The sequence below is a fragment of the Geodermatophilus sp. YIM 151500 genome, assembly GCF_025716945.1.
Classification (GTDB): domain Bacteria; phylum Actinomycetota; class Actinomycetes; order Mycobacteriales; family Geodermatophilaceae; genus YIM-151500.
This window is the reverse complement of record NZ_JAOVZT010000017.1, coordinates 45171-58993: the sequence shown is the minus strand read 5'-3', so window position 1 is coordinate 58993 and position 13823 is coordinate 45171. Positions and strand designations below refer to the sequence as shown.

Annotated in this window: 12 protein-coding genes; 11 read left to right on the top strand and 1 reads right to left on the bottom strand. The window is 74.2% G+C overall.

What is annotated here, in order from left to right; translation table 11 throughout:
- Positions 1–61: 61 nt before the first annotated feature.
- From pgeF to OF117_RS20490, 6 genes are all read left to right on the top strand, one after another.
- A complete protein-coding gene (gene pgeF, locus OF117_RS20515) occupies positions 62–793 on the top strand; it encodes a peptidoglycan editing factor PgeF (protein ID WP_263554710.1) in 732 nt (243 codons plus the stop codon).
- A gap of 55 nt (positions 794–848) precedes the next feature.
- The gene (locus OF117_RS20510) at positions 849–1676 is read left to right on the top strand and encodes a YggS family pyridoxal phosphate-dependent enzyme (protein ID WP_263554709.1); all 828 of its coding nucleotides are present in this window, start codon (positions 849–851) and stop codon (positions 1674–1676) included.
- Entirely contained in the window at positions 1676–2449 is a 774-nt protein-coding gene (sepF, locus tag OF117_RS22185; RefSeq protein WP_318014277.1) for a cell division protein SepF, read from the top strand. The genes OF117_RS20510 and sepF overlap by 1 nt, the downstream gene beginning before the upstream one ends.
- An 85-nt stretch (positions 2450–2534) precedes the next feature.
- A complete protein-coding gene (locus tag OF117_RS20500) occupies positions 2535–2828 on the top strand; it encodes a YggT family protein (protein ID WP_263554708.1) in 294 nt (97 codons plus the stop codon).
- A gap of 100 nt (positions 2829–2928) precedes the next feature.
- Positions 2929–3660, top strand: coding sequence for a DivIVA domain-containing protein (locus OF117_RS20495; RefSeq protein WP_263554707.1), 732 nt, complete (start codon positions 2929–2931; stop codon positions 3658–3660).
- Positions 3661–3780: 120 nt separating this feature from the next.
- Positions 3781–4269 carry a hypothetical protein gene (locus tag OF117_RS20490; RefSeq protein ID WP_263554706.1) on the top strand — a complete coding sequence of 163 codons (489 nt, stop codon included), beginning with the start codon at positions 3781–3783 and terminating at the stop codon, positions 4267–4269.
- Positions 4270–4335: 66 nt separating this feature from the next.
- On the opposite strand, the gene ileS is transcribed toward OF117_RS20490, so the two are convergent.
- A complete protein-coding gene (gene ileS / locus OF117_RS20485) occupies positions 4336–7539 on the bottom strand; it encodes an isoleucine--tRNA ligase (protein WP_263554705.1) in 3204 nt (1067 codons plus the stop codon).
- Between the two features lie 115 nt (positions 7540–7654).
- Between ileS and OF117_RS20480 the strand changes: the two genes are divergently transcribed.
- The 5 genes from OF117_RS20480 (at position 7655) to OF117_RS20460 (ending at position 13821) form a co-directional block, all read left to right on the top strand.
- Positions 7655–9166, top strand: a complete 1512-nt coding sequence (locus tag OF117_RS20480; RefSeq protein WP_263554704.1) for a potassium/proton antiporter — start codon at positions 7655–7657, stop codon at positions 9164–9166.
- 86 nt (positions 9167–9252) lie between these two features.
- The gene (locus OF117_RS20475; protein WP_263554703.1) at positions 9253–10611 is read left to right on the top strand and encodes a DUF4032 domain-containing protein; all 1359 of its coding nucleotides are present in this window, start codon (positions 9253–9255) and stop codon (positions 10609–10611) included.
- Positions 10612–10682: 71 nt separating this feature from the next.
- Positions 10683–12032 carry an extracellular solute-binding protein gene (locus tag OF117_RS20470; protein ID WP_263554702.1) on the top strand — a complete coding sequence of 450 codons (1350 nt, stop codon included), beginning with the start codon at positions 10683–10685 and terminating at the stop codon, positions 12030–12032.
- The gene (locus OF117_RS20465) at positions 12029–12988 is read left to right on the top strand and encodes a carbohydrate ABC transporter permease (RefSeq protein ID WP_263554701.1); all 960 of its coding nucleotides are present in this window, start codon (positions 12029–12031) and stop codon (positions 12986–12988) included. Before OF117_RS20470 ends, OF117_RS20465 begins: the two co-directional genes overlap by 4 nt.
- Positions 12988–13821, top strand: a complete 834-nt coding sequence (locus OF117_RS20460; protein WP_263554700.1) for a carbohydrate ABC transporter permease — start codon at positions 12988–12990, stop codon at positions 13819–13821. Before OF117_RS20465 ends, OF117_RS20460 begins: the two co-directional genes overlap by 1 nt.
- Positions 13822–13823 lie beyond the last annotated feature (2 nt).

Below are 13823 nucleotides of genomic sequence, written 5' to 3'. Positions count from 1 at the left end.
GCTCGGCGCGGGCCCCTGAAGGGTGGCCGTTCCAGCACCTCTCCGAGATCGGGACGCGTTCATGAGCTCCACGACGGCCGCCCGGCCGGCGGTGCGGCCCCGCCGGGTCGTCACCGACCGGCGGGGCGGCCGGTCGCGTCCGCCCTACGACAGCTTCAACCTGGGTGCGCACGTCGGCGACGACCCCGACGACGTCGCGGCCAACCGCGCGCGCGTCGCCCGCGAGCTCGGCGTCCCGGGCGACCGGCTGGTCTGGATGGCCCAGGTCCACGGCGCCGGCGTCGCGGTGGTCGACGGGCCCCGGCCCGAGCCGGTGCCGAGCACCGACGCCCTGGTCACCCGGACGACGGGCCTGGTCCTCGGTGTCCTCGCCGCCGACTGCGTGCCGGTGCTGCTCGCCGATCCGGTCGCGGGTGTCGTGGCCGCGGTGCACGCCGGCCGGGAGGGCCTGCGGCTGGGCGTCGTGCCAGCGGCCGTCGAGGCCATGCGCGGCCTCGGCGCCCGACCCGAGCGGCTGTCCGCGCTGCTCGGGCCCGCCGTCTGCGGCGCGTGCTACGAGGTGCCCGCGGCGATGCGGGCCGAGGTGGCCGCCGTCGCCCCGGACGGCGCCGTCCGCACCCGGCGCGGCACGCCCGGTCTGGACCTGCGCGCCGGGCTGGACGGCGTGCTCCGCGGGCTGGGCGTCGCCGAGGTCGTGCACGACCCCCGCTGCACCGTCGAGGACCGCCGGCTGTTCTCGCACCGGCGCGATGGCGTCACCGGTCGCCAGGCCGGCCTGGTCTGGCTCGGCTGACGACGACCCGCTGTCCGGCGCCGCTCGCGGGCCGACCCGGGGGAGGATCGCGGGCGTGGCCCGGCTCGAGGAGAACCTGCACGCGGTGCGGGCGCGCATCGATGCGGCTGCGCGCCGCGCCGGCCGCGACCCCGCCGCGGTGGCGCTGCTCGCGGTGAGCAAGACCTGGCCGGCCGCCGACGTCGCCGCGCTGGCCGCCCTCGGCCAGACCGACTTCGCCGAGAACCGCGCCCAGGAGCTGACCGCCAAGGCCGCCGAGCTGGCCGGGCTGGACCTGCGCTGGCACTTCGTCGGCCAGCTGCAGCGGAACAAGGCCGCCGCCGTCGCCCGGCTCGGGGCGGTCGTCCACTCGGTCGACCGGGCGTCCTTGGTGGCCGCCCTCGGCCGGGCCGGCACCGGAGCCGGCCGGCCGGTCGACGTCTTCGTGCAGGTCGACCTCGGCGGACCGAGCGGCACGCTGGCGGCGCGCGGCGGGGCGCCGCCCGCGGACGTGCCGGGGCTGGCAGACGCCGTGGCCGCCGCCGCCGGGCTGCGGCTGCGCGGGTTGATGGCGGTCGCACCCCGCGGGATCGAGCCGGGGCCCGCGTTCGCGGCGCTGGCCGAGCTCGCCGCGCAGGTGCGCGCCGACCACCCGGAGGCGACCGAGCTGTCGGCGGGGATGAGCGGCGACCTGGAGGAGGCCATCGCGGCCGGGGCGACCGTCGTGCGTGTCGGAACCGCGATCTTCGGCGACCGGCCCCTACCCTCCGGTCAGCATTCGGAAGTCACACCAGCCCCAGAGGTCCCGGGCGCCTCGGGGGCGACGACGTGGCAGGCGCCACGGAAGGCGCGACGGAACGCCGGACGGACGCCGCTGGGAGCAGCGGCGGAGGGGGAGGTCTGATGGCCGGAGCCATGCGGAGGATGGGCATCTACCTGGGGCTCGTCGAGGACGACGACGCGCGCGGCTACGCCCGCTACGACGCCCGTCAGCCCGAGCAGCCCGACCTCGACCGCCGGTACGGGCGCTACCCGGCCGGCGACGAGCGGTACGCCGACGACGACTACGACGAGCACTACGACGGGGAGTTCGCCTCCGACAAGTACGGCTCCGACGACTTCGCCACGGAGGGCTACGCGGCCGGCTCCTACGCTGCCGAGCCCCAGGCCGAGCGGCGCTCCGCCGTCCGCGAGGCCGACCCGCTGCCCGCGCGCCGTCCCGCGGCCGCCCGGTCGCTGGGCCTGGCGTCCCCGGCCGGCGCCCCGTCGTCCACGCGAGGCGCCGTCCTCGCCGGGTCCGCCGGCTCGGCCGGGTCGCTGGGCTCCGCCGGGCTGGCCGTCCGGGAGCCGGTGTCCGCCGCGCCCGAGCCGACCCCGGCGCCCACCCCCGCGCCGCAGCCCTACCGGATCACCACGCTGCACCCGCGCACCTACAACGAGGCGCGCACCATCGGCGAGCGGTTCCGCGACGGCATGCCGGTGATCATGAACCTCACCGAGATGGACGACGCGGACGCCAAGCGGCTGGTCGACTTCGCCGCCGGTCTGTCGTTCGGCCTGCGCGGTAGCATCGAGCGCGTCACGGCCAAGGTGTTCCTGCTGAGTCCGCAGAACGTCGACGTGACGGCTGAGGACAAGGCACGGATCCGCGAGGGCGGGTTCTTCAACCAGTCCTGAAGTCGTGGCAGGCTGGGCCCCGCGTGGCGGGTGACCGGCGCGCCCGTGCACACGGCACCGCTGGTGCCCCGAACGATCGAGGACCGTGGCTCTCTTCTGGCAGATCGTGTCGTCGGTCCTGCTCGTCTTCCTCGTGCTGCTGTTCGCGCGGTTCGTCGCCGACTGGGTCATGGTGCTGTCGCGCAACTGGCGCCCGTCCGGCCTGGTCGCCGCCGGGCTCGAGGTCGTCTACACGACCACCGACCCGCCGCTGAAGGCCGTCCGCAAGGTCATCCCGCCGTTGAACCTGGGGTCCATCAGGCTGGACCTCGGGTTTATGGTGCTGCTCATCGCCGTGCTGTTCCTGCGGAGCATCACGAGCTCGCTCGCGGTCGGGTGAGCGCCGGCCCCGGCGGGACCGTCGCCACCGCGCGGGCACCTGCAGCCCTGTCCGCCCGAGACCGATCCCGTGCCCGCCGCCCGACCCGAGGTGACCTCCGATGCCACTGACGCCTGCCGACGTGCACAACGTCGTCTTCAAGAAGCCGCCCATCGGCAAGCGGGGCTACGACGAGGACGAGGTCGACGCCTTCCTCGACGTCGTGGAGGCCGAGCTCGCGCGGCTCATCGAGGAGAACAACGAGCTGCGCGCCGGCGGCCTGGGCGGCCCGCGGAGCGACGAGCGACCCGAGCAGCCGGCGCCGGCCCCCCTGCCGGTCGCGCCCCCACCGCCGCCGGCCCAGCCGCAGCCGCGGGAGGACGACAGCGCCCGCGCGTCGCGGATGCTCGCGCTGGCCACCGAGACCGCCGACCGCTACGTCAACGAGGCCAAGACCCAGGCCGAGCAGATGGTCGGCAGCGCCAAGAGCAACAGCGACCGGATGCTGTCGGAGTCGCGGGCCAAGAGCGAGCAGATGGTCGCCGAGGCCAAGCACCGAGCCGACACGATGATCGGTGACGCCCGCACCCGCTCCGAGACGATGGAGCGCGAGGCGCGCGCCAAGGCCGCCGCGCTCGAGCAGGAGGCCGAGCGCCGCCACCGCGAGGTCATGGGCACGCTCGAGGAGAAGCGGAGCAGCCTCGAGCGCAAGATCGAGGAGCTGCGCACCTTCGAGCGGGAGTACCGGACGCGGCTGCGCTCCTACCTGGAGTCGCACCTGCGTGACCTCGACAGCCGCGGCTCCGCCGAGCCCGCGGCCGCCGGGCGGCAGAGCCAGCACGCCCCCGCCTGATCCGCGCGCCGAGCCCCGGCAGGGCCCCCGGACGACGCCGTCCGGGGGCCCTGCCGGGGCCGCGGCCGCTCGCGGTCAGGAACCGCGGATGCGGCCCGCCGCGGTCCTAGAGTCGTCGGGGTGGTCGTCGCCGCCGGCGTGCTCGTCCTGTCCGGCCTGGTCCTGTTCGCGGCCGGCATCGCCACGGGGGTGACGGTGCTGCACTGGGCCTGCGTCGCGGTCTGCGCCGTGGCGGGGTTCCTGCTGGTGCGGGCCCGGCGGCAGCTCGCGCGGGCCGCCGCGGGCGAGGGCGCTCGGCAGGGGTCGGGGGAGGGCGCGGCCCTCCGCCGGACGGCGGATCCCGGCGGGCCGGACGGCGAGCCGCCGGTCGAGCAGGTGGAGCCGCCCGACGCGCTGGCGACGACCGGCCTGGGTGACGAGGTGCTCGTCGTCGACGAGCGCCCGCGTTACCACCTCGACGGCTGTCCGGGGCTCACCGGCCGGGCCGCCGTCCCGCTCCCGCTGGACGAGGCGCGCGCCGACGGGTTCACCCCCTGCGGCGCCTGCGCGCCCGACCGGCACCTCGCCGCCCGCGCGCGGGCCCGCCGCGTCCCGCGCGACGGCAGCTGACCGCCGGCCCCGGCGCGCGCGGCGCCCCGGCCCCCGACGCGCGGCGCCGGCGCGCGGGCCGGACGCTCAGGAGTCGCGGGCCAGCCAGACGCGCAGCCCGGCCGGGCCCTCGACCGCCGCGCCGGGTCCCGGCTCGCCGGCGTGCACCCGTGTCGCCAGCACCTCGGCGGCCAGCTGCTCGGCGTGCTCGGCGAGCGCCTGCGCCACCTGCTGCGCGGGCTCCCGCTCCGGACCTGTCCCCTCGGCGGTCCACCACAGCTCGATCCGGTCGCTGACCTCGAGGCCGGCGTTCTTGCGGGCCTCCTGGACCAGCCGGACCACCTCCCGGGCCAGGCCGGCGCGCTCCAGCTCGGGGGTCACCGTGAGGTCGAGGGCGACGGTCAACCCGCTCTCGCTGGCCACGGTCCAGCCCTCGCGCGGCGTCTCGGTCACGACCAGGTCGCCGTCCTCCAGCGCCACCTGCGCGCCGTCCACGGACACCGAGGCGGTCCCGGCCCGGTAGGCCGCGACGAGCGCGGCCGCGTCGGCCGCCGCCACCGCGCGGGCCACCGCCTGCACCTGCCCGCCGAGCCGCCGGCCCACCGCACGGAAGTCGACCTTCGCGCTCACGTCCACCAGGTCGCCACCGACCGAGGCCAGCTCGGCCATCTCGACGACGTTCAGCTCGTCGGCCACCTCGGCGACCAGCTCCCGCGGCAGCTCGGCCCAGCCCGGCGCGGCGACGACGGCCCGGGCGAGCGGCTGCCGGGTCCGGACCTTCGCCGACGTGCGGGCCGCACGACCGAGCTCGACCAGCCGGCGGACCAGCGCCACCTGCGCGACCAGCGCATCGTCGCGGGCCCCCTCGTCGACCGCCGGCCACGACGCGAGGTGCACCGAGTCGACCGCGTCCTCGCGGCCGGGCGTCACCGCCCGCGTCCACACCTCCTCGGTGACGAACGGCGTGAACGGCGCCATGAGCCGGGTCAGTCCGTCGAGCACCTCGTGCAGCGTGCCCAGCGCGGCGGGATCGCCGTCCCAGAACCGCCGCCGCGACCGGCGCACGTACCAGTTGGACAGGTCGTCGACGAATCCGGCGAGCAGCCGGCCGGCGCCCTGGGTGTCGAAGTGCTCGAGGGCCTCGGTGACGTCGGCGGTGACCGAGGCCAGCTCGGCCAGCGCCCAGCGGTCCAGCAGTCCCCGCTGCTCGCGGGGCGGGGCGGGGGCGGCCGCCGGACCCCAGCCGTTCACCCCGGCGTAGAGGGTGAAGAACGACGCGGTGTTCCAGTAGGTGAGCAGCACCTTGCGGACGACCTCGGACAGCGTCTCGTGCCCGACCCGGCGGGCCGACCAGGGCGACCCGCCGGCCAGCATGAACCAGCGCACGGCGTCGGCGCCGTGCCGGTCCATCAGCGGGATCGGCTCGAGGATGTTGCCCAGGTGCTTGCTCATCTTGCGGCCGTCCTCGGCGAGGATGTGGCCCAGGCAGAGCACGTTCTCGTACGAGTTCTCCCCGAACACCAGCGTGCCGACCGCCATGAGCGAGTAGAACCAGCCGCGCGTCTGGTCGATCGCCTCGCAGATGAACTGCGCCGGGTAGGCCGCCTCGAACTCGTCCTGGTTGCGGTACGGAGCGCCCCACTGGGCGAACGGCATCGACCCGGAGTCGTACCAGGCGTCGATGACCTGCGGCACCCGCCGGTAGGTGCCCTCCTCGCCGGGGCGCGTGAAGGTCACCTCGTCGATGAACGGCCGGTGCGGGTCGAGCCCGGACAGGTCGCGGCCGGCCAGCTCCGACAGCTCGGCCAGCGAGCCGACCACCACCATCTGGTCCGGATCGGCGTCGTTGCGCCAGATCGGGAGTGGCGTGCCCCAGTAGCGGTCGCGGGACAGCGCCCAGTCGACGTTGTTGCGCAGCCAGTCGCCGTAGCGGCCCCAGCGGATGGTCTCGGGGTGCCAGGCGGTCTTCTCGTTCTCCGCGAGGAGCTGGTCCTTGATCGCCGACGTCCGGATGTACCAGGACGGCTGCGCGTAGTACATCAGCGGCGTGTGGCAGCGCCAGCAGTGCGGGTAGCTGTGCTCGTAACGCTGCTCGCGGAACAGCACGCCGCGGGACTTCAGGTCCTCGACCAGCGCCGGGTCGGCGGCCTTGAAGAAGTGCCGGCCGACCAGGCCCACCTCGGGCAGGAAGTGGCCGGTCGCGTCGATCGGGTTGACCACCGGCAGCCCGTAGGCGCGGCAGACGGCGAGGTCGTCCGCGCCGAAGGCGGGGGACTGGTGGACCAGCCCGGTGCCGTCGTCGGTGGTCACGTAGTCGGCCAGGACGACGATGTGCGCCGGCTCGGGGAACTCGACCAGCTCGAACGGACGGCGGTAGGTCGCCCGCTCCCAGTCGCGGCCGGTGGTGCGGGCCAGCACCTCGATCCCGCTGTCGGGGCCCTCGCCCCCGAGCACCGCGGCCAGCAGCGGCTCGGCGACCACGACCGGCGTCTCCTCGCCGCGGCGGGCGACCAGGTAGGTCACGTCGGGGTGCACGGCGACGGCGGTGTTCGAGGGCAGCGTCCACGGCGTCGTCGTCCAGACCAGCAGGTCGGCCCTGCCGGCCCACTCGCCGCCGGTCACCGGCAGCCGGACGTACACCGACGGGTCGGTGATGGACTCGTAGCCCTGGGCGACCTCGTGGTCGGACAGGCCGGTGCCGCAGCGCGGGCAGTACGGCGCCACCCGGTGGTCCTCGACCAGCAGCCCCTTGTCGAAGACCTGCTTGAGCGACCACCAGACGCTCTCGATGTAGGCCGGGTCCATCGTCCAGTAGGCCTCGGACAGGTCGACCCAGTAGCCCATGCGCCGGGTGAGGTCGGCGAACGCGTCGACGTGCCGCTCGACGGACTCGCGGCAGCGGGCGTTGAACTCGGCGATGCCGTACCGCTCGATGTCGGGCTTGCCCGCGAAGCCGAGCTCCTGCTCGACGGCGATCTCCACCGGCAGCCCGTGGCAGTCCCAGCCGGCCCGACGGGGCACGTGCCAGCCCTGCATGGTCTTGAACCGCGGGAAGACGTCCTTGAACGCCCGGGCCTCGATGTGGTGGGTGCCCGGCCGCCCGTTGGCCGTGGGCGGCCCCTCGTAGAAGTTCCACTGCGGGCGGCCCGTCGACGCCTCGAGCGACCGGGCGAAGACCTTGTCGGCCTCCCACCGCTGCAGGATGCGCTGCTCGAGCGCGGGCAGGTCGACCTGCGGCGGCAGGGCCGAGAAGGGGCCGGACGGCCGGGCGGCGGGGGCGGCTTCGGTCACGCCGGCCATTCTCCCCGAACGGTCGACCGCGACCGCCGTCACGTCCGGCCGGCGGCCCGGTGCGGCGTCCGGCGACCTGCCGGTACGGGAGACTGCGCGGCATGGCGGGCGCGCGGTGAACGACACGGTCACCGTCGCCCTGGCCCTCGGCGCGCTCGTCGTCCTGGTCTCCGCCGTCGCGCTGCGGCTGGCCGACCGGCTGGGCCTGCCCAGCCTGCTGCTGTACCTGGCGCTCGGGGTGGCCCTGGGGGAGCGGGGGCTCGGGATCCCCTTCGAGGACGCCGAACTGACGCTCACCCTGGGATTCGCCGCGCTCGTCGTCATCCTCGCCGAGGGCGGCCTCACCACCCGGTGGTCCGACGTGCGGCGGGCCATCGGCCCCGGCGTCACCCTGGCGACGGTCGGCGTGGCGGTCAGCGTCGGGGCGACGGCCGCGGTCGTCGTCTGGCTGCTCGGCTTCGACTGGCCGTTCGCCCTGCTGCTCGCGGCGGTGATCAGCTCGACCGACGCGGCCGCGGTCTTCGCCACGCTCCGCCGGCTGCCGCTGCCGCGCCGGGTGGCCGCCTCGCTGGAGGCCGAGAGCGGGCTGAACGACGCCCCGGTGATCCTGCTCGTGACCATCCTGGCCGAGTTCCTGACCGGGGAGGCCCCCGGGGTCTGGTGGGTGGCCGCGCTGATCGTGGCGGGCGAGCTGGCCGGGGGTGCCGTCGTCGGCGTCGGCTTCGGCTTCGCCGGGGCGGCGCTGCTGCGACGGGTGGCGCTGCCGGTCGCCGGGTTCTACCCGCTCGCGACGCTCGCGCTGTGCGTGCTCGCCTACTCCTCGGCGGTGCTGCTGCACACGTCGGGCTTCGTGGCGGTGTACCTCTGCGGGGTGGTGCTGGGCAACGCGGCACTTCCGCACCGCACCGCCAGCGTGGGGTTCGCCGAGGGCATGGCCTCCCTCGCGCAGATCGGGCTGTTCGTGCTGCTCGGACTCCTGGTGTCGCCGTCCCGGCTGCCCGATGCGCTGGTGCCCGCGCTCGTCGCCGGCGCCGCGCTGCTCCTCGTCGGCCGGCCGCTCTCGGTGCTGGTGAGCCTGGTCTGGTTCCGCTTCCCGTGGGCCCAGCAGGTGTTCATCTCGTGGGCGGGACTGCGCGGCGCGGTCCCGATCGTCGTCGCCACCATCCCGTTGACCGTCGGGGCACCCCGGGCGCCGCTCGTGTTCGACACCGTGTTCGTCCTCGTCGTGGTGTTCACCCTCGTGCAGGGCTGGTCGCTGCCGTGGGTGGCCCGGCGACTGGGCATCGGGGCGCCGGTGACCCCGCGGGAGGTGCAGGTCGAGGCCGCGCCGCTGGGGGAGCTCGACGCCGAGCTGCTCCAGCTCACGGTGCCGCCCAGCTCCCGGCTGCACGGCGTCTACCTGCCCGAGCTGCGGCTGCCCGAGGACGCCGCCGTCGTGCTCGTCGTCCGCGACGGCCGGCCGTTCGTGCCCGACCACACCACCCGGCTGATGCGCGGCGACCAGGCGTTGCTGGTCTCCGCGCGCCGGTCCCGGGCCGAGGCCGAGCGGCGGCTGCGGGCGGTGAGCCGCGCGGGCCGGCTGGCCACCTGGCGCGGCGAGCGCGGCGCCGCCTCGGGGACCGATTGAGGGTGCCGGCCCTCCGGCGTGGGATGGTGACCCCGGTCACCGCCGGGTGCGGCGCTGACCCGTGACCCGCCGTCCCCGGAGCAGCCATGAGGTTCCTGTTCCGTCCCCCGGCCGCCGAGGCCGCCGGGCTGCTGAGCATGCCCTGGGAGCAGCCGCTGGAGGAGTGGGACCCGGAACTGCTGCTGCGCATCCCGCAGCGCGGCATCTCGCGGCACGTCGTCCGTTTCGTCGCCTGCGAGGGGCAGGTCTACGCGCTCAAGGAGATCAACGAGTCGCTGGCCCGGCACGAGTACGCGCTGCTCGGCGACTTCCAGGAGGAGGGCCTGCCGGCCGTGTCGGTGCTCGGCATCTGCGTCGACCGCCCCGACGAGCAGGACGCCATCCTGGTGACGCGCTACCTCGAGTACTCGATGTCCTACCGCTACCTGTTCTCCAGCCCCCGCATCGGCCACTCGCCCGACCGCCTGCTCGACACCCTCGTCGAGCTGCTCGTCCGGCTCCACCTGGCCGGCGTCTTCTGGGGTGACTGCTCGCTGTCGAACACGCTGTTCCGGCTCGACGCCGGCCGGTTCGCCGCCTACCTCGTCGATGCCGAGACCGCCGAGCGCCACCACCCGCTGTCATCGGGCAAGCGGGCCTACGACGTCGACCTGACCCGGGAGCGCGTCGGCGCGGAGCTGCTCGACCTGCAGTTCGGCGGGCTGCTCCCGGAGGGCATCGACCCCATCGAGGTCGCCGACAGCGTGCCGGACCGCTACGCGGCGCTCTGGGACGAGGTGACGCGCGAGGAGGTGTTCCGGCCCGAGGAGCAGCGCTACCGGGTGGCCGAGCGCCTGCGGCGGCTCAACGACCTCGGGTTCGACGTCGGCGAGGTGGAGCTGGTCACCGACGCCGAGGGCGCCCGGCTGCGGGTCGAGACCCGCGTCGCGGAGCCCGGTCAGCAGCGCCGCGAGCTGTTCCGCCTCACCGGCATCGAGGCGCAGGAGAACCAGGCCCGGCGGCTGCTCAACGACCTGCGCTCGTTCCGCGCCTGGCTGGAGCAGCGCGCCGGCGGCCCGGTGCCGGAGAGCATCGCCGGGCACCGCTGGCTGGCCGAGGTGTACCAGCCGGTCGTCGACGCCATCCCGGCCGACCTGGTCGGCCGGCTGGCGCCGGCCGAGGTATTCCACGAGGTGCTGGAGCACCGGTGGTTCCTGTCCGAGCGGGCCGGGCGGGACGTCGGGACGACGGCCGCCGTCCGGTCGTACGTCGAGACCGTGCTCCCGCGGACGCCGGAGGAGCTCACCACCGCCTCCGCGCTCGCCGACCGCTCGGCGGCCGCGGTGCGACCGGTGCCGCCCGCCGCCCAGGTGGCGCGCCCCGAGGAGCCGGCGGCCGGGCACCCGGCCGGAGGCCCGGCCGCGCCGGCGGACGGCCGTGTTGCACCAAGGTCACGCTCCGGTTGACACCCCCTGTGAGCTGGGCCACGCTCCGGGGACGGCGGTGACGGTGGGTCACCGCGAACCGGGAGGAGGCGGTGTCCGTGCCCGACGGGGCGACCGGCGCGCGACGAGGGAGGACGGTCACCACCCGGTCGGCCGAGCACCGCCGGGGGCGGCTGGCGGGGGCGTCCGCGGCCGCACTGCTGGCCTCGACGCTGGCCGCCTGCGGGGGCGACACCGGGGCGTCGTCGCAGCTGACCTGGTACATCAACCCGGACTCCGGCGGCCAGGCGGAGATCGCCAGCCGCTGCACCGAGGCGGCGGGCGGGGCCTACACGATCGAGGTCGCCCAGCTGCCCCGTGAGTCGAACGCGCAGCGTGAGCAGCTCATCCGCCGGTTGGCGGCCGAGGACGACTCGATCGACCTAATGAGCCTCGACCCGCCCTACATCCCGGAGTTCGCCGAGGCGGGTTTCCTGGCGCCGGTCCCGGAGGACGTCGCCCAGCGCGTCACCGAGGGTGTCGTCGAGAGCGCCGTGCAGGGTTCGACGTGGGACGACGAGCTCGTCGCCGTCCCGTTCTGGGCGAACACCCAGCTGCTCTGGTACAAGAAGTCGGTCGTCGAGCAGGCCGGGCTGGACATGGAGCAGCCGGTGACCTGGGAGCAGATGGTGCAGGTCGCCGAGGACCAGGGCACGACCATCGCCGCGCAGGGCATCCGGGCGGAGGCGCTCACCGTCTGGCTCAACGCGCTCGTCGAGTCGGCGGGTGGGTCGATCATCACCGAGACCGCCGAGAACCCGGAGGACATCCAGCTCGGGCTGACGGAGGACCCGGCGGTGCGGGCCGCCGAGGTGATGAACGCGGTCGCCCCGGTCGGGGGGCCGGCGTTCTCCACCGCGGGCGAGGACGCGAACGTCACCGACTTCGAGGAGGGTGACGCCGCCTTCATGGTCAACTGGCCGTTCGTCTGGCCGCGGGCGCTGAGCGCCGTCGAGGCCGGCACGCTCGACGCCTCGGTCCCCGAGGACTACGGCTGGACGCTGTACCCGCGGGTCGACGAGGGCGAGCCGAGCGCTCCGCCCTACGGCGGCATCAACATCGGGGTCGGTGCCTTCAGCCGGAACGTCGAGGCCGCCTACGAGGCCGCCGAGTGCATCGTCTCCGAGGAGAACCAGTCCTACTACTTCACGACCAACGGCAACCCGGCGTCCAAGGCCGCGGTCTACGACGATCCCGAGGTCCTCGAGATCTTCCCGATGGCCCCCGCCATCCGGGAGTCGCTGGAGCTGGCGGCGCCACGGCCGCAGACGGTCTATTACAGCGAGGTCTCCGGCGCGCTGCAGCGGGTGTACCACCCCGCGAGCGCGGTGGTGCCCGGGGAGACCGGCGCGGAGGCCGCTGACCTCATCCTGGCCGTCCTGCGAGGGGAGCAGCTGCTGTGACCACGACCACGCTTCCACCGACCGAGAAGACCCGACCGAAGTCGGCGCCACCGTCGGTGAGCGACCGGGCGCGGGCCGAACGGCGGCTCGGCTGGATGCTGGCCGGCCCGGCGTTCGTGATCATGCTGCTGGTCACGGCCTACCCGATCCTCCAAGCCGTCTACGAGTCGCTGTTCTCCTACCGGCTCACCGACCCGGCGAACCGGGCGTTCAACGGGCTGGGCAACTACGTCGTGGTCCTCACCGACCCGATCTGGTGGCAGTCGATCGGTGTCACGCTGCTCATCACCGTGGTCACCGTGGCCGTCGAGCTGGTCCTCGGCTTCGCGCTGGCGATGGTGATGGCGAAGGCGCTGCAGAGCCTGCGACCGATCCTCCGGGCCGCCATCCTCATCCCGTACGCGGTGATCACCGTGGTGTCGGCCTTCGCCTGGCAGTTCGCCTTCGACATCAACACCGGCTTCGTCAACAGCTGGTTCGCCTGGCTGCCCGGCATCGCCGAGACCACGGACTGGTTCGGCGGGTGGGGCACCTCGATCCTGGTGATCTGCCTGGCGGAGATCTGGAAGACGACGCCGTTCATCTCGCTGCTGCTGCTCGCGGGCCTCGCCCAGGTGCCCGAGGTGCTGCAGGAGGCGGCCAAGGTCGACGGCGCGAGCTGGTGGCAGCGGCTGTGGCGGGTGACCGTCCCGAACATGAAGGCGGCGATCATGGTCGCCCTGCTGTTCCGCACCCTGGACGCGTTCCGGGTCTTCGACAGCATCTTCATCATGACGGCCGGCGCCAACGGCACCGAGTCGGTCTCCTTCCTGGCCTACCGCCAGACCATCGCGCGGCTGGAGATCGGCCTCGGGTCGGCGGTGTCGGTGCTGCTGTTCGTCGCCGTGGTGATCATCGCCTTCGGCTTCATCAAGGGCTTCAGGGTCGACCTGTCGCAGGCGAGAGGGGACAAGTGATGTCGCGCCGGGAGAAGACCTGGTGGATCGTCGGCGGCGTCGCGATCATCGTCTACGCGCTGTTCCCCATCGCGTGGATCATCTCGATCTCGCTCAAGGCGCCGTCCGACATCGCCAACGGCCAGTTCACGCCCACCGACGTGTCCTTCACCAACTACAGCACCATCCTCACCGGTAGTGCGAGCGAGCTGTTCCTGCCGGCGCTGCGGAACTCCTTCGGCATCTGCCTGATCGCCACGGCGATCTCCTGCGTGCTGGCGATGTTCGCCGCCTACGCCATCGCCCGGCTGGACTTCCCGGGCAAGCGGGTCATCCTGTCGACCGCGCTGGCGGTGGCGATCTTCCCGGTCATCTCCATCGTCACGCCGCTGTTCAACGTGTGGCGCCAGATCGGGCTGTACGACACCTGGCCGGGGCTGATCCTCCCCTACCTGTCGCTCACCCTGCCGATCTCGATCTGGACCATGTCGGCCTTCTTCCGCGAGATCCCGTGGGAGATGGAGCAGGCCGCCCAGGTCGACGGGGCGACCACCTGGCAGGCCTTCCGCCGGGTGATCGTGCCGCTGGCCGCGCCGGGTGTCTTCACCACCGCGATCATCGCCTTCTTCATCGCGTGGAACGACTTCGTCTACGGCATCGTGCTGACCTCCACCGAGGCCGCCCGGCCGGTGCCCGCGGCGCTCGGCCTGTTCTCCGGTGCCTCGCAGTTCGAGGACCCGACCGGGGCGATCGCGGCCGCCGCGGTCATCGTCACCATCCCGGTCGTCGTCCTGGTGCTGCTGTTCCAGCGCCGCATCGTCGCCGGCCTCACCAACGGTGCCGTCAAGGGCTGACG